The organism is Aminobacter sp. Piv2-1 (genome assembly GCF_037625995.1).
GTDB lineage: Bacteria > Pseudomonadota > Alphaproteobacteria > Rhizobiales > Rhizobiaceae > Aminobacter.
In genome coordinates this window covers 1-18,033 of the sequence record NZ_JARKMU010000012.1, presented here as the reverse complement: position 1 = coordinate 18,033, position 18,033 = coordinate 1, and the positions used below count along the sequence as shown (strand labels likewise).

At 62.6% G+C, this 18,033-nt stretch carries 12 protein-coding genes and 2 pseudogenes; 9 read left to right on the top strand and 5 right to left on the bottom strand.

Features of this window, described 5'->3' with window-relative positions; translation table 11 throughout:
- Positions 1–9 precede the first annotated feature (9 nt).
- The 4 genes from AmiPiv_RS20100 to AmiPiv_RS20085 are packed head-to-tail and all read right to left on the bottom strand — an operon-like array spanning position 10 to position 5,769.
- Positions 10–384, bottom strand: coding sequence for a hypothetical protein (locus AmiPiv_RS20100; protein WP_012092604.1), 375 nt, complete (start codon positions 382–384; stop codon positions 10–12).
- Positions 381–2,525: a hypothetical protein gene (locus AmiPiv_RS20095; RefSeq protein WP_015647726.1), complete on the bottom strand. Its 2,145-nt coding sequence runs from the start codon at positions 2,523–2,525 to the stop codon at positions 381–383. Before AmiPiv_RS20095 ends, AmiPiv_RS20100 begins: the two co-directional genes overlap by 4 nt.
- The gene (locus tag AmiPiv_RS20090; protein WP_012092606.1) at positions 2,522–4,330 is read right to left on the bottom strand and encodes a hypothetical protein; all 1,809 of its coding nucleotides are present in this window, start codon (positions 4,328–4,330) and stop codon (positions 2,522–2,524) included. The genes AmiPiv_RS20095 and AmiPiv_RS20090 overlap by 4 nt, the downstream gene beginning before the upstream one ends.
- Positions 4,330–5,769: a tyrosine-type recombinase/integrase gene (locus AmiPiv_RS20085; RefSeq protein WP_012092607.1), complete on the bottom strand. Its 1,440-nt coding sequence runs from the start codon at positions 5,767–5,769 to the stop codon at positions 4,330–4,332. The genes AmiPiv_RS20090 and AmiPiv_RS20085 overlap by 1 nt, the downstream gene beginning before the upstream one ends.
- A 489-nt stretch (positions 5,770–6,258) precedes the next feature.
- Here AmiPiv_RS20085 and AmiPiv_RS20080 point away from each other — a divergent pair.
- The 6 genes and pseudogenes from AmiPiv_RS20080 to nadE all read left to right on the top strand — a co-directional run.
- Positions 6,259–6,981: pseudogene (locus tag AmiPiv_RS20080) on the top strand (ArdC family protein); the annotation flags it as partial.
- Between the two features lie 165 nt (positions 6,982–7,146).
- A complete protein-coding gene (locus AmiPiv_RS20075) occupies positions 7,147–8,571 on the top strand; it encodes a tyrosine-type recombinase/integrase (protein WP_340040457.1) in 1,425 nt (474 codons plus the stop codon).
- Positions 8,568–10,355 (top strand): hypothetical protein, encoded by a 1,788-nt coding sequence (locus tag AmiPiv_RS20070; protein WP_340040232.1) that lies wholly within the window; start codon positions 8,568–8,570, stop codon positions 10,353–10,355. The genes AmiPiv_RS20075 and AmiPiv_RS20070 overlap by 4 nt, the downstream gene beginning before the upstream one ends.
- Positions 10,352–12,526, top strand: coding sequence for an integrase (locus tag AmiPiv_RS20065; RefSeq protein ID WP_340040230.1), 2,175 nt, complete (start codon positions 10,352–10,354; stop codon positions 12,524–12,526). Before AmiPiv_RS20070 ends, AmiPiv_RS20065 begins: the two co-directional genes overlap by 4 nt.
- Positions 12,527–12,846: 320 nt before the next feature.
- Positions 12,847–13,746 carry an ArdC family protein gene (locus tag AmiPiv_RS20060; RefSeq protein WP_340040228.1) on the top strand — a complete coding sequence of 300 codons (900 nt, stop codon included), beginning with the start codon at positions 12,847–12,849 and terminating at the stop codon, positions 13,744–13,746.
- 98 nt (positions 13,747–13,844) lie between these two features.
- Complete coding sequence (nadE, locus tag AmiPiv_RS20055; RefSeq protein ID WP_340040455.1) at positions 13,845–14,684, top strand: ammonia-dependent NAD(+) synthetase; 840 nt, start codon at positions 13,845–13,847, stop codon at positions 14,682–14,684.
- Here the strand turns inward: nadE and AmiPiv_RS20050 are convergent.
- Positions 14,653–15,060 carry a MerR family transcriptional regulator gene (locus AmiPiv_RS20050; protein WP_340040226.1) on the bottom strand — a complete coding sequence of 136 codons (408 nt, stop codon included), beginning with the start codon at positions 15,058–15,060 and terminating at the stop codon, positions 14,653–14,655. The two genes, nadE and AmiPiv_RS20050, sit on opposite strands and share 32 nt — an antisense overlap.
- 68 nt (positions 15,061–15,128) lie before the next feature.
- Here AmiPiv_RS20050 and AmiPiv_RS20045 point away from each other — a divergent pair, with 68 nt between their 5' ends.
- The 3 genes and pseudogenes from AmiPiv_RS20045 to AmiPiv_RS20035 all read left to right on the top strand — a co-directional run bounded on the left by AmiPiv_RS20045 (position 15,129) and on the right by AmiPiv_RS20035 (position 17,286).
- Entirely contained in the window at positions 15,129–15,983 is an 855-nt protein-coding gene (locus AmiPiv_RS20045; RefSeq protein ID WP_340040224.1) for a cation diffusion facilitator family transporter, read from the top strand.
- 140 nt (positions 15,984–16,123) lie between these two features.
- Positions 16,124–16,345 (top strand): annotated as a pseudogene (locus AmiPiv_RS20040) (zincin-like metallopeptidase domain-containing protein); the annotation flags it as partial.
- Positions 16,345–17,286, top strand: coding sequence for a hypothetical protein (locus AmiPiv_RS20035; protein WP_252928195.1), 942 nt, complete (start codon positions 16,345–16,347; stop codon positions 17,284–17,286). The pseudogene AmiPiv_RS20040 and the gene AmiPiv_RS20035, both read left to right, overlap by 1 nt.
- The last annotated feature ends 747 nt before the right edge of the window (positions 17,287–18,033 follow it).

Sequence of the window (18,033 nt, the reverse complement as noted above, 5' to 3'; positions counted from 1 at the left end):
CAATCGGCGTCAAGGGCGTTTCCTGCCGATGATCGGTATGACGTCGGCGGTGCGGTTATCGCGCCGCCGTTCCATAAGCTGGCACAGCGCGCGGACTTGACGATGCTGGGCGAGCACGGTTTCGACGGCGCGCCGCTCCTGTTCGGCCCGGGCCGTCCCCGCCGGCCGATCCGTCGCGTTGCGCCGGGCTCTCGACTCGGCAACTGCATGGCGGAAGGCTTCCAGCACCTCGGAAGCGCGGTTCGCGGTCGCGCGACTGACACCTGCCTCGATGGCCAGATTCACAACCGTCAGCCTGCCATCAGCCACGCGGGGGCACCCATAAAGGAGGCGCGCCATCGCCTCACGAAGCGCCTGTTCCGTGGCTGCACTGACCGGCTTCATGATGTGCGTTCCTTCAACGGCGCGATGAGCCTGCGTTTTCTGTCGTTGTCCAGGCGCAGCGCTTCGCGTTGCAGCGGGGAGAGACGCTTGTCGGCGAGAAGATCCTCCGCCTGTGCAATGGAGGCTTCCCATGGCGGGAGATGTCGCTCGACGAGGCAGGCGTTGGGACATCGGTCGGGCGCGCATCGCGACAGGACCGGCACCGAGGCTGAAGGTTTCTCAGACTCCCGCAGGCAGAGCGCCGTCAATGGGTCGAAGAAGCAGTCGTTCAGATATCCGACATGCAGCGTGCGCGCCAGATGCGCCAGCATCGCCTTCAGGCGCTTGCGATCGGCCAGTTGCCCCGGAAGCGGGCCGAGTTCGCGGCCGACCCGCTCCAGTTCCACGCCGACGCGCTTACCGGCGGGTCCGCCTGGACCGTGACCGCGTCGATGGTTTTCGAAGTAGTCGATGATGTCGTCGAGTTGTCCGAGCGCCAGTTCCTGTTCGACCTCCTGCCTGAAGCCGGATGCGGACGAGCCGGCATAGCCGTTGAACATGGCCACGGAGGCGTGCTTGTACTGGATTTTGCCGGCGACAACCCCGAAGGGCCGGTTCGCGATGTACCAGGCCAGCGTTCGCCTGAACTGACGGGTGTTGAAGCGCCAGACGTCTTCTCCCACTCGGGGGATCACAGGACTATCGTCCGCGCCATATCGCTCATCGAGATGTTCTCGGAATTGGTTGATCTTCTTGGCGATGAGTATCGGCGTCTCGGCATTGTTCGTCTCGCGGTCGTCAAGGGCAAGCCATAGCCGCTCTGTCCCCGCATTCCGGCGGAATCGTTCCGAAAGACGCTCGGCAACCCGGATCGCCTGGACGGCGGCCTCGATGGTGATCCATTCGACCTGTTCGCCGCGAGCGCCGCGATCCTTCCAGGTCACGCCCTCGATCGCCAGCCTTTCTGTTCGCCCGTCCCGGTCGAGATTCCGTTTCAGGCAGCCGGATCGCAGCGACTGCACCTCACCGTCGCGCATGCCCGTCAGATAGCAACACACGATATAGGCGGCCGTCTGCAGGTGCCGTTCTTCCCGCGCCAGGCTGATGGCATCGAAGCGCTCCCGCCACGGTCGCCCCGTGTCGGGATCCGGGGAGATCGGCGTGTCCATCCCGCCCACCTCGAACCCAAGCTCGTCGACAGCATCATGAACCATCGACAACAGGGCCGGATCTTTGTGGACGGTGGTGAGATGCAGCCCGCATTGCATCGTCAGGAGCTTCAGATTGATGACCTCGCCATCAAACCTGCCGCCCCGCGACAATCTGCCGGTCAGCCCCCCGATCGAAAGAGGTCTTTCCCAGACAGGAATGCCTCTTCCTTCCTCGCGACGCTTGTCGATCCAGGAGGCCAGCATTACCGCGGGCCGCGTGTGGCGGGCGCGCGAGCGTGCTGCGAACCGGCTGTTCAGTGCATCGGCTTCAGCCCGGGCAGTGAAGATGTCGTCGCAGAGGTGCTCGACATATTTCAAGGCCCATCGCAGCATTGCGCCGATGACCGGCTCCGGGATGCGCGCGGTCCGGTTTTCCGAACAGCGCGTTCCCTGGCCGGTTGCCCGATAGACCGGTCGGCCGCGCCACGGGGTGAAGGTGATGCCACCGCACGTCAGATAGGGCGCCAGGCGATGAAGCTGGACGATGGGCCTGAGGCACACACCCACGCGCCCCGGCGTGATCGGCCGCGCCCGGTGATGGGTCGCGTATGCATCGATCAAATCCTGATCGACGTTTGCCAGATCGAGCTTGCCGATCCGCGAGCGCACGAAGTCCAGGAACCGGCGCAGCGTCGCAAGCGCAGTATGGCCGGAGACTGGCCGCAACCGCGGCTCACCGTCGGCGCGCCGTTCATTCATCCAGGCATAGATGTATTCCTTCGCAAGCAACCGCTCTGCCGCGCAGGGGATCACGCCGAAGTCGACCGTTCGAAAGGCCTTTCTGGCCATGTTGAACATCGCCGGCGCCATATCCCAGACATCATCGCCGAACCGCGAGAGCGCCGCTCGGTCGGTACCATCCCTGAGAGGCATCGAAGCCAAAACGATGTCGTCATCGACCCTGAGGCGTGAGACGGCACGCTCATCGTTCAAAGGAGAGGTAGTGGTCATGAGCCGTAAGCCTCCGGCGGAAGATAGAGCAACCGCGCCGAGGATTCTGCCGCCTCAACCCGTGCGCCTCCGACGACGGAGGACGGGAACATCGGCAGAATTTGCTCCGTGATCCTGCGGTATGGCCGATCGAATTTCTCGTTCCAGTCGCCAGAAGGCAACGCCTCCCGCAGCTCGTCCATGAACGCCTGGAACGCGATCAGCGCCGGTAGTTTCCGTGCGGTAATGACCGCGTTGGAGCATTCCAGGCACCCCCAGAACGGCGTCGGACAGGCTTCGCCTTCCCGACCGAAAGGGCTGACGCGGAAGTTGCTGCACGCCGCCAGCCAAAGATCCTGCTCTCCGTCCAGGAGCGGGCCGATCTTTTCCGACGGCACCGGCAGCCCGGTCGCGTCGGCTGAGGTTCGCAGCCGGGCTTCATCCGCGGGCACAACGATCCAAGGTCGCAGAGCCGGCGCCATCGCGTCGGTCAGTGCCTCGACTATCGTCTGCTCATGCAGATGCCGAAGGGCGGGGATGTCGGCATAATGGTTGGCCGCCACCGCTACCGTGTGGCCGACGGCAAAGTTCTCCAACTGCCCTCCGGTCCGCTTATACCAGTCAGCCTTCTGGGTCTTGCGCAGCCTGGAGAGATTGAGCGCCAGCGATTTTCCGGCGTCATCGACGATTCCGTACTTCTCGACAAACGCGGCCACGCAGGTCCCCAGCTTTTTCGGCGACGACAGGCGCCCCGGCTTCCAGGTGATCCAGAGCTTGCTCGATCCAGTGTGCTGCCGAGCCTTTTCCGTCAGCTTGATCGCCAGCCGCAGGACGGCTCCGGGCGTCTCCCGTCCGCCATCGCGGACACGCAAGCGCTTCCACTGGGCATGATGCGCGCGCCGCTTTCGATACTCGATCTCGACATAACCCCGGTTGGGATTGCGCAAGCAGTCAGCCTCAAGCCCACGCAGCGCTTCGATCTCCATGCCGGTCGTCAAGGACAGCCAGACGAGGAAGCCGACGACATCGTACCGGGTCAGATGGAAGCCGGCATGCAGTTCCTCGACCGGAGGCGGCTCGAGCCCGCATCTATGAGCGTGGTAGCGCAGATTGTCGAACAGCGCGCCTTCCCCGGCGACTACTCCCGCCGTCACAATCTGTTCGACCACTAGGTCATAGCGACGGCGCAATTCTGGATCACGGCCTACATCCAGAAGTGGGGGAGGCAGAGCCTCGCCCGTCGCTATCCGGTCGCGAGCCTCGATGATCTGGCGCATCGCTGCCTGCAGCAACGTCGAGGCAATCCTCCCACTGTAGGCATCGCGCGGCTTTGAGACGCCGTGCTCGCCGTGACCGATGTATTTCAGGCGCAACAGTGTTTCGGGCGGAAGCCTTTCAGGATTGAGCTCGGCGGCGACGCGCAGCACCCCGATCAGAGCACCGAGCACATTGCGCTGATTGGGTCGCTCGCCGCCGTTCTGCTCCAGCCAGTCCTCATAGGCATTGATTACCGCCGGAGTTAAGTCGTCGAGACGACGAGGTTTTACCGACGCCCCTTCCAGGAACAGCCAGAACCGCCGCAGACGGCGGATAAAGGTGCCTGCGGTTTTCCAGAGTGGTGCCGGCCCCATCCGGTGGAGATACTCCTGCAGGAATGGCGCAACCTCATGGGTCAGCGCCGTCAGCGGCCAGGAAGACAGATTGACGTCGATCCTCCCGGCATCTTCCGTCCGAAGGACGAAGACGAGCGGATTTTGCGGATTTTCCTCTTGAGTGTCGAACAATTCGATTCCAACTGGGAAGGTGGCACGACGACCGCGTTTCATCACAGGGGTCCACCAGCATTAACGCGCAGTTCCCAGGCCTCGACCGCAGCGTCGATCATTTCCTGGCTTTCTTCCATGCAATCCAGGTAGATGTGAGTGCTTTCGATGCGGCTATGGCCCAGCAAACGCTGCAACTTCAGAAGAGGATCGCCAATCAAGCGGCGGTACGCCGCGCCGATATGGGATCGGCGTTCGTCGAGTACCCATCCGATCTGTTCACGCACGAGCAGCGACAGCATATGAACCGCAAAGGTGTGGCGCATCATGTGCGGAGTGACGTCGAGGTCGATCCCGAACCGCCTGCACCGTACGCTTGCCCTCCGGAAGACCACCTCCCAAGCGGCCGGGGGCATGGGCCGCGCCCCTTCCGCCAGCCAAAGACACAATGGTTCGGATGTTTCCGCCCATACCAAGCGGCTGCGTTCGCGCGGCGCCAGCACGTCGACACTGGCTCGAACTGTGTCCTTTTCCAGAAGGAGCCTTCCCCGATCGTGGCTGACGACACGGATCGGATGTTCGATTGACCTATTGCGCGGTTGCGAAAGGCGCATGAGGACATTGGTCCGTTCCAACGCCGCGTATTCATGCAGACGCTTCAGCACGCGCTCGGGCAAGCGGATCTCGCGCCCCTTGCTACCCTTGGCAATGGCCGGCGCCAGTCGGAAAGATCGGCTCCTCAATGCACCGACCGGCTCCGTCCTCGGGAACTCGATCCAGAGCAGACTTGCCGCTTCCTGGAGCCGCAGGCCCGTCGTGACGAGCAATTCGGCGAACAACGCATTGCGCTCGCTGTTGCGGCCCTGCCAGGTGGGATCCTCGCTCCCGTCTGGAAGACGACCACGCAAGCCGATCTCGCGAAACAGGAGATACCGATCCAGGGAAAGGAACCGGATATCGCGTGTCCGTGCGCCGCGCTCGGTGGCAACATTGGCAGCGACCGCTATGGCCCCGCCGCCGTTCGTCCGTCGCCATGATTGCCGATAGGTGAAAGGCGATTTGGCGATCATTCCCTCTTCAAGAGCCCATCGGTAAAGCTTGTCGAGCGCTGCTACCGACCGGTTCCAGCTCGCGGCCGAGATGCGCGCCGGAGGAAGCGCCAGACGTCGCGCCGCATGGAAGGCTGCGACATCGTGCCGATCAGCCGCCCAGAGGGCTCTGTTGTCTCGGCGCTCGGCAAGAAAGCGCATCCAGATCAGGATATCCCAACCATAGGCGCGCAAGCTGTTGGGCGAACGAACCCCCAACGTGGGGCAAGCTCGAAAGAACCGGTTCAGGTCGTGATCGTAGCTGTCGTCATCGCCAAGAATGAACGGCATGCCGTCCACGAGGTTCAGCTTCTCGGCGGCTGCGACTTCATCCACCGACAGCCTGTGGACGACGCCATCAACCGTAACAGACTGCCGCAGCGTCGAAAGATCCGTGAAGAAGAGCTGGGGCATCCTGTTCTCCTCGGCCGCGATTTTCCCGCCGGGACGGGCTCGAGCCCGTCCCGGCGGGAAAATCGCATCGCCTCACCTCAAGCGAAGGGGAATGTCGTCAACGTTGATCGTGTGCTGCGAACGTCACAGCGGTAAGACAGAACACAGAGTCAGGATAACGGGATCCTGCCGGCCGACGAACTCGATGACGCCGACGTCGAGATTCTCTTTGAGTACGACCCATACAGCGGCGGCCGGTCGGTGCACTGAACCGACCTTCCTCCCGACCGCAGTCAGGCGGCGCAGTGCGCCGCCTTCCTCTTCTTCTCGCCCGATCGCGGCCCCGTCCTCCCCGCGGTCCTGGCGGAGCCAGCCGGTCAGCGCAACGGCGTTGCCGTCCTCCGCTTTGCTGCGGCCCTTCGGGTGCGCGGCCCACCTTCCTGCTCCGCCCGTGCGGACCTCGTGACGGGGCCGCGATCGGCGCGGCCTCCCGAATGGAGGTTGATGGAAATGAGCAGGAAAGAAGGAAACGGACCGCGCATCGATATCTATGCGCGCATCACCGAGCGCATCGTCGCGGATCTGGAGAAGGGGGTGCGCCCCTGGATGCAGCCCTGGCGGGCCGGCAACGCCATCGGCCGCGTTACGCGTCCGTTACGGCATAACGGCCTGCCTTATAGCGGCATGAACGTGCTGCTGTTGTGGTCGGAGGCGATCACGCGCGGCTACGCCGCGCCGATCTGGATGACCTTCAAGCAGGCGCTCGAGCTCGGCGGCGCCGTGCGCAAGGGCGAAACCGGCTCGCTCGTCGTCTTCGCCAGCCGCTTCACCAAGACCGAGACCGACGCCACCGGCGAGGAGTTCGACCGAGAGATTCCGTTTCTCAAGGGCTACAGCGTCTTCAACATCGCCCAGATCGACGGTCTGCCGGATCACTACTATGGCCACGTAGCCGAGCCGGCCCGCGATCCAATCGCGCGCATCGATCACGCCGACCGCTTCTTCGCCAACACCGGTGCGGTGATCCGCCATGGCGGCAATCACGCATTCTATGCGCCCGCCACCGACTACATCCAGATGCCGCCGTTCGAGATGTTCCGCGATGCGGCCGCCTATGCGGCGACGCTCAGTCACGAGGCCACCCACTGGACGGCAGCGCGACATCGGGTGAACCGCGATCTTAGCCGCTACAGCAAGGACCGCAGCGAGCGGGCGCGCGAAGAGCTCATCGCCTTATCTTGACAGTCTGCACCGACTCCCAGTCTCCTGCTGACGTCGATGCAACAGGACTGTCGGAGGCGTTATCCAGGCCGGCCGCAGCGCTCCCACATAGCTGGCGGAGGCCGGCCTGGATAGCGCCGGGCAAGTTGAACTCCTTCGTTGAAGCTGGCTCCCCGGATGGGGGTCCGGGGGAAGGTTGAACAACTCGTGGACAATGTGATCGCAGTTTCAAGCATTACCATTCAGGAGCGCAGATCAGCGGAGGGCCTTGACGCCCATGTCCCAATGATCCTCCGGGACGGGGCGCTATATGATCCTGATCTGGATCGCTTTTTCCGTGACCTTCCTTTCAACGGCGTTCGCTCCCGCCATTCCCTTCGTGCCTATGGCTACGACGTTCTTGTCTGGGCTCGCTTTCTTTCGGAAGCCTGCGCGAAGACGATATGGCAAGCCGACCGGCATGATGTCCTTGCCTATCACCGCATTCGCCGCCGCGCCGACGCCGGACAACGCATCTCCGCTGCTTCCTGGAATCGCGCCGTCGCCTGCCTCGATCGGCTATATCGCTGGGGCGTGCAGGAAGGACTAATTGCGGAAGCACCTTTCACGCATCGCTCGGTCTGGAGGCAGGGATACGCTGGGCGGCGGGCGCAGATTGCGGCACGGAACGATGCTTATGAACCCGCCGTGCGTCGAGCGGACGTCAGTTTCGTCACGCTCGACGACTATCGGCGGTTTCGGGATGTCGGCCTCAGAGCGCTTTTGCCTGACGGCCGCACACGCCCCGGTGCCCGAGATCGCAACGGCGTTCGCAATGCGCTGTTTTCCGATCTCGTGGTGACCACAGGGCTCAGGCTAGAAGAAGCGTCGTCTCTCTTCGCTTCCGATCTTGTTTTGCCTGATGAGCGCCCGGGCCGTCAGATTTGGGTCGACCTGCCGGATGCCCAAACCAAGGGCGATCGTGGCCGTCAGATTCTCGTTCCCGCTCGTCTGCTCGAACAGGTGCGCGCCTATGTCGATGTCGAACGTGCTCTTGCCGTCGCGAAGTTTCAGCGGCGCTCAGGGTGGCAATCGATCGACCGACCGATCTTCGTTCACCGGGAGCAGCACGCTGCCCGACTGCGATTGTTTGACGGCGGCGATATTACACTCGACCTGCTCGGCCCCGAGGAGCGCTGCCGGGTCATTATCTGCGACAGCGACGGCACAAGGAGCGAACCGGCGGTATTGTGGCTTTCGGAGATCGGCATGCCGGTGCAGCCGAACTCCTGGGAAGTCATTTTCGCCCGCGCTTCCAGCCGGTGCAGATCTTTCGGTTTCGATATCAGCATCAGTCCGCACCAGCTCCGCCACACCTTTGCTGTTCACATGCTGGCGATGCTCATTCAGCACCGCCTCCGCGATGCTACGCTACCTGCGGGACCGATGGAGGGATACCGGCAGGTGCTCGGTGATCCTCTCCAGCAGGTGCAACGGCTTCTCGGCCATGCCAGCTTGACGACGACCTACATCTACCTCGACCACATCGCGGCGCGCGCCGATACAGTCGATGCGGCCGTCGAGGAACTCCTGGGACTGCTCCCCTCGGAGACTACGCTGTGACGGGGCGCCCACGCAAGGGAACCGCGGTGCGTTTTGCGCCAACCGATGGCGTTGTTCCCCCGCAGGTCAGCGATCAGGTACTCGGTCTGCGCTTCAACATCGAGGCGCGCTACGGCGGGGCGCTTGAGGTTGACCTCACCGGCGTGCATCCGCGACCCTTCGCCATCGCTTTTGCAGGAGCTCTGCGCCGGCAGTCCGAGCTTGGTGGCTCGCTGGGCGCGCGGAGCACGATCAAACAGCACTTGCAGGCTTACCTCCGGTTTTTCACATATCTGCGCGAGCATTCCACGGCAAAGACGCCCGCCGATCTGCGCGCTGACGATATCGATGGATATGAGCAATTCCTCGAAGCCGGTGGAATGAAGCCGATCCACCGGCACACCGTTCTCGCCAAGGCCATCCTCGCCCTCCGCTCGATCGACGCCGACCAACCTGGTCTTCTCGATGAAGGGGTCCGCCGACGCCTGAGCTATACCAGCGCACTATCGGCCGGCCGATCTCAACCGCGTGACGCTTACAGCCCGTTTGTCGCAAGGCAGCTTCGCGACGCGGCACGCGCTGACATCGCCAAGATTTTCAGACGGATCGGAAAGCCGCTCGATGAAGACGATGACTATCCCAACCTTCGCAGAGTGACCGACGAAGCCAACGCCCGGATCGTTGTCTCGGGCAGGCTCAGCAGTGGCGACCCCGCCTTCAAAAGCCTCTATTTCATGAGGCTACGTCGCGATCTGCCGGTATCGAGCTTGGCCGAAGATCTCCATGCACGTTTCCATCTGCGTGCCTTCGACATTCCGCCCCTCCTGACCTTCCTTTCCCTGGAGACCGGACTGGAGATCGAATGCTGCAAGACATTGACGATCGACTGTCTCCAGAACCCTGGGCCTGGGACCATCGAGATCTCCTATACCAAGCGACGCGCCCGCGGCGCCGAGCATAAACATATTCGTGTTCGTGATGGGGGGATTGGGACGCCGGGTGGTCTGGTCCGCAAGCTGATCGAAGTGACTGCGTTCACAAGGCAGTTTGTGTCGAGCGATTGCCTTTGGCTCTATTACTATACTGGGCGGAAGCAGCTCCGGGCGGGTATCGCGCATCCACATGAACTCGTTGATCGATGGACCGGCGGACACGGGATTGTTGATGACGATGGTGAGCCTCTTCGCCTTGTGCTTTCTCGGCTGCGCAAGACCCACAAAGCGCTCTGGTATCTGAAGACCGAGGGCCATATGGCGCGCTTCGCGATCGGGCATACACCCGAGATCGCCGCTCGCCACTATGCGGACATTCCCTCGCTGCGGCCGCTTCACGAAGCCACTGTAGCAGAGGCTTTTTCCGAGGTCACCGCAGCCGCCGGTCCGGTGATCCTGGCGCCTGCGGATGAGGATACCTGGCGTCTAAGCGACGACGCTTCCCAAGAGCGTGATGACCGCGATGGTATCCTGCGTGGTGAACAGGACGTTTGGCTGGCGGCATGTTCTGGTTTTGACCGCAGCCCGTTCGGTGAGCCAGGAGCGCCTTGCCCGCAACCTTTCTGGGGCTGTCTCGAATGCCGCAATGCGGTCATCACCGCGCGCAAACTGCCGGCGATCATCGCGTTCCAGCATTTCATCGAGGAGCAGCGGGCCAGTCTCTCCGCCTCAGACTGGGCGATGAAGTTTGGCCGCGCCCATGCTCGCATCGCCGAACAGATTCTCCCTGCATTTTCCGAGAACATGGTTGCCGCAGCCCGCCGTGAGGCGGAAGTACACACCCTTTATCTCCCGCCGGAGGCCCGGCAATGAGGGGATTGTCGCCAGCAGCTTCCTCCCAACAACTCGATCTGCGCCCAGTTCTTGCGTCCGCCCCATTAAAGCCGGGGTTCGCGCGGGAAGCGCTTTCGCGATATGGCGATCCGAGCTGGGATCTCGGACCAGCCGTGTTTCGCGAGAACGCCCGCCGCTGTCACGTCACCGTGCATTTCGGGTCGGTCGAGGATCTGAGTGTCCGCGAGGCGCTGCGTGAACTCCTCTATGCCCGGCTCAACGTCGACATGCCGGGTCACCGCAAGATACTTCCTCCCGGCAGTGTCCGGCAGGTCTTCAACCGCGCACGACGCTTCTTCGAGTTCGTGCGTGATGAACTCGGTGTGGTCGAACTTCGGCGGGTTGGCCAGCCGCTTCTGGATCGCTATGCCCGCCATCTCGAGGCTGATCGCAGCCGTCGGCCCATCATTGTCGCTCACTTGCTGGAGGTCCCGGCCGATCTCTATACCTTTCGGGACCATCTTCCCTCCGGTGGCTTGTCATTTCAGCCGTGGACCGGAAGTGCACCAGCTCGCGTCGCGGGCTATCGTCACGTCCGCGAGAACCGGACGCCGCGCATTCCCGAAGCGATCATATCGCCGCTGCTGGCCTGGTCGATCCGGTATGTCACTGAGTTTGCTTCCGATATCTTCGGTGCGCGCGAGGAGATGGACCGCCTCGAAGCACGTTGCGCGGCCCTCATAGAGGCCGATCGCGGTCTCGAGCGCAAACATCGTCGAGAACAACACCGCAAGCGCCTCGCGGATTACTTCGATCGCCTTCGCAGCGAGGGTCGCGGGGTTCCAATCTGGGCGACCGCGCACAACGGCACGTTCCTGCGGCATCCAAAGACCGGAGTTGTATTGCCACCGGTCAACTCGCATCTGCTTCACCTGCATATCGGCATCGATGCCCAGGCTGAGCCAAGCATGCACATTCAACTGACCACCAATGGTGCGCCTCGCCAGATCAGGGCTGCGGTGCGCGAACTGGGTGTGGAGGCCGGCGGAATGGATACGCCAATCTCGATCCTGTCGGATACCGGCAAGCCATGGCGACCTCGCTTCGACGTCAAGGCTCTCGCCAAGGAGGAGAGGATGCTGCAATCGGCGGCCTATATCCTGTGCGCCTATCTGACTGGCATGCGGGACTGCGAGGTCCAGGCGATGCAGCGCGGATGTCTTTCCCTGACGCGCAGCGAAGACGGCATGATCATGCGCCATCGCATCCGATCCGTCGCCTACAAGGGCAAGTCAAGTCAGGGTGAGCCGGCCGATTGGACCACCATCGAGCCTGTAGCGAAAGCTGTCGAGGCTCTGGAACGCTTATCCCTCCGAGCCGCATCCGCGCGCGGACTTTCAACCCTCTGGCCAGTGCTCGCCGCCAAATCGGTCTGCAAGGATCACCTATCGGCCGAGATCGTCCGTCAGCTCAATCATTTCCGTGACCATCTCAATGACCTTTTCGGCACGCCTGACCAACCCGCGATTCCAAATGGTCCCGAGGGCAAGCCTTGGCGCATCACAACACGACAGTTCAGACGAACGATCGCATGGCACATTGCTAACCGCCCCTTCGGCACCATCGCTGGAATGATCCAGTATAAGCATGCCTCCGTCGCCGCTTTCGAAGGCTATGCCGGCTCCAGCCGATCTGGCTTTCGTGCGGAAGTGGAGACCCAGCGCACCCTCGGCCAACTCGACGATCTGCTGACCTATTTCGATGAGCGTCAGACCGGAGCCACGCTGTCCGGACCCGCAGCAGCACGTATAGCGAAGACGCTCGACAACATATCGGACGACCTCGGTCCGCTTCCGGCAATGGTCGCTGACCGAGCCCGGCTCCGGACCATGCTCGCGAGCCTTGCGCGGACATTGCATGTCGGTGTGCTGGCCGATTGCTTCTTCGATCCAGGCACGGCCGCCTGCCTGAAGCAGGCCACTGGGGCCAAAGGCCCACTGACCGCGCTTTGCCAGCCGACCCTTTGTCCAAATGCCTGCATCACTGCCAGACACCGGCCCGCATGGGCTCGTTCGGCAGAGGAAGCCGCAAGCCTGTTGAAGGAGAAGCGGCTCTCCCAGCTTCAACGAAGTATCCTTCAGCAGGACCTTGAGCGAGCAAAGACGGTTCTCAACAACATCGACAAGGATCAATCCGCGCCCGGCTCCTGAGCGGAGCCTGGTGTGCTCCTGCGTCCGTGGCCCGCCCGGCGTGGTCGGAGCGCGCGATGCCCGGCGCATCCGCGCAACGGCTGATCGCCGTCCTTCGCTTACGCTTCGGCTCTCTGAGTGCGCGGCCGCACCTGAGCATCGCAGTCCGCTGCTCCGACGCCGGGACTGACCCCGGCGGAGAAGGAGCAATGATCATGACAAGGCAAAAAATCAGGAACAGCCGCCCGAGCGGGCGGCGGGAGAGGAAGAGGACAGCTGGAGTTGGGCGGTCGGTTGAAGGGGCGAGAGAGGCTCGCGCCGCCGGCCGAGGAGTTTCCCAAATGTCCAGCACATCTACCTCTGTCCAGCGCGCCGACGTCTATTCCCGCGTCACGGCCGAGATCATTTCCGCCATCGAGCAAGGCGCCGGCGAATGGCGTGCGCCCTGGTTCCACAACGGGACCAGCATTGCGCGTCCGACCAACGTCTCATCTGGCAAGCGCTATCGCGGCATAAACACGCTGGCACTCTGGGCCGCGGGCTTTGCCGCCGGATATGGCGACGGCCTGTGGGGCACCTATAAGCAATGGCAGGATGCCGGCGCGCAGGTGCGTGAAGGAGAACGCTCCACCACAGTGGTGTTGTGGAGGGAGATCCAGGTTTCCCGGCAGACCGATAATGAGGACGACGATGACGGACGGCGGCGGATGTTCGCCCGTGCATTCTCCGTCTTCAATGTCGCGCAGGTCGACGGTTACGCGCGTCCGGCAACACCCATGCTGGCCGAGGCCGAACGTCTCGCCCATGCGGAAGCGTTCATCGCCAACCTGGGCATCAAGACTGAATTCGGCAGGTCGGAAGCCTATTACCGCCCGTCGGTCGATACCGTATTCATGCCGCCGTTCACTTCGTTCCGCGACGCCGCGTCATACTATGGAGTCTGGCTGCACGAGAACGGTCACGCTAGTGGTGCCAAGCACAGGCTCGGCCGTGATCTTTCCGCGCGCTTTGGATCGGCTGCTTATGCCGCTGAGGAATGCTGCGTGGAGATTCTCAGCGGGCTCGTTCTGGCGGATCTGGGCATCGCCCACCATCCACGTCCCGATCATGCCGCATACATAAGCTCGTGGCTCAAGGTTCTAAAGGATGACCCCAAGGCCATCTTCACCGCCGCCAGCAAGGCGCAGCAGGCGGCCGACTGGATGCATGCACAGCAGAGTCGCCTCAAGGGCGCAGCGTGATGCATCTGGAATAACTGGGACTAAAAAGCAAGTGTAGACCGCTAGTGGGGAACTATCCCATAAAGTTGACATTCCCGTGCTAAGAACTGGAGCAATTCATCGTGCTGAATCCACAAGCTGATATCATACGAACACTCGGCGTATCCCCCGTCTTCGACGTTCGTGCGGAGACGGAGCGGAGAATAATTTTTTTGGCCGACTATTTGCGGGCGTCAGCAATGCGCGCCTATGTCCTCGGGATCAGCGGGGGTGTGGACAGCCTCACTGCGGGCCTGCTTGCCCAAGCGGCCGTACGGCGCCTGCGCGATCACGGACACGAGGCCACATTTATCGCCGTGCGACTGCCCTACGGCACCCAGGCTGACGAAGCCGACGCCCAAAAAGCTATTTCCGTCATCCGTCCAGATCGCACCGTAACTGTTAACGTCAAACCAGCCGCCGATGCAATGCTCGCTGAAGTGCGCCGCGAGGCAGCAGATTTGTTTGACGCTGCGCGGCAGGACTTCCACCACGGCAACATCAAAGCCCGTGAGCGGATGATCGCGCAGTACGCCTTGGCCGGCGCCGTTGGTGGTCTGGTGATTGGCACCGACCATGCGGCGGAGGCTCTGATGGGGTTTTTCACTAAATTCGGCGATGGGGCAGCTGACATCCTGCCGCTCGCCGGCCTCACCAAGCGCCGGGTGCGGGCGATTGCCAGCCAGCTCGGCGCCCCGCACGAACTGGTGTTCAAGGTGCCTACAGCCGACCTCGAATCCAACGCCCCCTTGCGCCCAGATGAGGACGCCTACGGCGTCACATACGACGAGATCGACGACTTTCTAGAAGGCAAACCAATCTCCGAGCCGTCACGCCAACGCATACTCACTACTCATCACGCGACAGCGCACAAAAGAGCCCTGCCGGTTACGCCGGAAGGACAGGTGCCGGCTCGGTGAGCGCTTCGATAACGCGACACTCGGCCACGGCTCCATCGCGGCATTCAGCGATCATGCGACGCAGTTCCTCGCGAAGCACCATCAGACGGGCTATGCGGCTCTCGACGGAATCAAGTTGGGTCTGGGCCATGCGACTAGCCTCGGTGCATGACGCCTCTGGCTCCTCCTGTAAGGCCAGCAGCGCGCGGACTTGGGTGAGATCAAAACCGAGCTCGCGGGCATGACGGATGAATCCCAGTCGGCGGGTATCGGCGCTGCTGTAGACGCGCCGGCCGTTGGCAAGACGCGCTGGGCGCGGCAGGACGCCTTCGCGTTCATAGTAACGGATGGTTTCGAGATGGACGCCGGAAACGCGGGCCAGTTCACCGATCTGCATTTTTTTCTTGCTCCTGTAGTGCCTACGGGTTGTAGCACGCACTCAATGACTAATCGAGGAAGTATCTCATGACCGCCGCCAACACTGTTCGCTACTTCGTCACCGGCATGGACTGCGCCAAGTGTGCCGCCAAAGTGGAAGGCGCGGCGCGTAAGGTGGAAGGCGTCGCCGACGTCAAGGTGTCGATTGCCTCGCAGATCATGACCCTCGACGTGGACGACCCGGCACGACGCCTGCCGGCGGTGGAAACAGCGGTTACCAGTCTTGGCTATCAGCTCGACCGCCTGGGCCCGGAAGGCGACGCCGCCGAGGGAGACGACGATGACCGAATTCCCGATCTGTCGCATGTCACCCCGGCTTACAAGCGCGCGCTGTGGATCGTGGTTCTGCTCAACGTCGGTTATGGCGTGGTGGAGATTGTCGGTAGCTTCCTCGCCGGTTCACAGGCGCTCCAGGCCGATGCTCTGGACTTCGTCGGCGACGGCATGATTTCCTTCCTTGGCCTCATTGCGGTGGGCTGGGGCCTCGCCGCTCGCGCCAAGGCGGCATTGTTGCAGGGCATATTCCTCGCGCTGCTCGGCGTCGGCGTAATAGGCTCGACCTTCTACCGGATATTCATCGAGCATGAGCCGCAGACCACGCTTATGGCGGGGTTCGCGATAGTCGCCTGCATCGTCAACATTCTCGCGGCGGTGGTGCTGATCCCGCATCGCAAAGGCGACGCCAATGTGCGCGCAGTCTGGCTGTTCTCGCGCAACGATGCGATCGGCAATCTTGCAGTTGTCGCGGCGGCTGGTCTGGTTTGGTGGCTGAATTCGCCCTGGCCGGACCTGGTGGTGGCCTTTGCTGTGGCAGGACTGTTCCTCCAGTCTGCTTGGTCGATCATTCGCGACGCTCGCAATGACCTCGCCTCCACGCGCTAACACCAATGTCCCTGCCGGGTTCTCTTCAGAAAACCTCTCATTCAGCAACTGTTCGCTGAACATTGCAGCTCTTTGAGTACCCCCTAGATATCCGCTCCCGGGATATCTGAAGAGCGCGACCGGGTTGACTGTCAGGATATGTAGCCGAGATCGGCTCGGCACTGCTTTGCGCGGACCTCGGTATCGTCCCCGAGCTCGAACCGCGGCCGGACCATGCGTCCTACTTGGCGAGCTGGTTGCGAGTCCTATCCGACGACCGAAGGGCAATCTTTCAGGCCGCCGCCCATGCGCAACGGGCCGTGACCTATCTGCACGGTCTGCAGCCCTCCGCCGCCGGCACGGGACGGTTGGAGGCGGCCTGATGCTTTCCTTTTCGAATGCTGCTGCGGAGGGCATTGAGCCCTCCGCCATCCGGCTGCGCGTGCTATCGCTCGGCGCCGGCGTCCAATCGACCACGATGGCACTGATGGCCGCCCATGGGGAGATCGGTCCGATGCCCGATTGCGCCATATTCGCCGATACTGGCTGGGAACCGAATTCGGTCTATGACCATCTCGACTGGCTGCGATCGCCCAACGTCCTGCCGTTTCCCGTCCATGTCGTTTCGGCGGGCAACATACGTGATCAGCTCATGGGAGCGGCAAAGGGTAAACGCTGGGCATCGATTCCGGCGTTCGCGAAAACCGTCACCCCGATGGGATCCGCCGTGCCCGTATTAGACGAGGATGCGGCCGGCGAACTCGTCGAGGTCTCCACACGGCGCACAACACGCGACACGGTTTCCATCGGCATGATCCGGCGTCAATGCACCACGGATTTCAAGATCGTGCCGATCCGGCGGAAAGTCAGGGAGCTTGCGGGGCTCGCCCGGAAGCGCTCGCCCGACCATGCCGTTGTCGAGCAATGGATTGGAATCTCGTGCGATGAGATCATGCGCGTGAAGCCGAGCCGCGAAACCTGGCAGGTCAACCGCTGGCCGTTGATCGAGATGCGGATGAGCCGGCGGGACTGCCTCGCCTGGCTGCGCCGCCACGATTACCCCGAACCGCCGAAATCGGCCTGCATCGGCTGTCCGTTTCACGACAATGCGCGCTGGCGTACCATGCGCGATCATAATGCCGATGCCTGGTCCGATGCGGTCGAGGTCGATCGAGCCATCAGGACGGGTTTGCGTGGAATTCGGGGAGAGGTCTTTCTCCATCGGTCCGCCGTCCCTCTTGACGAAGCCGATCTGTCGACGCTGTCCGACCACGGGCAACTCGACCTATGGCCGAACGAATGCGAGGGCATGTGCGGAGTCTAGGCAGTCTTCGATCTTTCCGAATGCCGTCAGGTCGCGGGATATCGTGGGCCTCGGGCTGCGGACCTCCAACGGATGCCGAAGACGGGATTTTGCCGAGGCTGGCTGACCAGCGGAGGACGGTAGCGGCGATGGTTATGTGCTTCGGCCGACTGCTCACGGCACTGCTCGTCGCGCGCGAGAACGAGCGAATAGAGCCCGGTTGGAGGCGTGGCGGCCTGCCGTGAACGTCCCCAGCGTCGAGCGTGCGATTGATCCCCCCGACGGATGTCGCGGAATAGCAATGGCTCCGGGGCCGGCGCCATGGTCATGTTCCCTTCATCTCGATGTCTTGGAGCCTCGCCTGGCGCGGCCTCGATGGGGCATGTCTGACCGGGAATCAGCTCTGCCTCGCCCGGCATTTCGCAACGCCCGTCCAGAACTTTCTTCCCCTGCGAACTGACGTTCGCATTCCTCACGAACCAAGAAAGTTCCTCCCGGCCGTCCTCCATTTCATTGCGGCCTTCCAGGTGCGTGCCGGTCGTTCCCGATCTTTTCGACAGCCATCGAGACCGCGACGGGCGCGGCTCGGAACTTCGAAAGGAACACGACAATGGCAAATATCGGCACCTTCACCACCACCCGCAACGGCTTAGGTTACGTGCTCGGAAGTGTCCTTTAGCGGGGGCGTTTGTAAGCTTGGCACACAGACGTCCGGGTCAAGCGTTCCCGCAGCGTAGCGAGGACAACGCTTGACGCGGCGGCGGCACC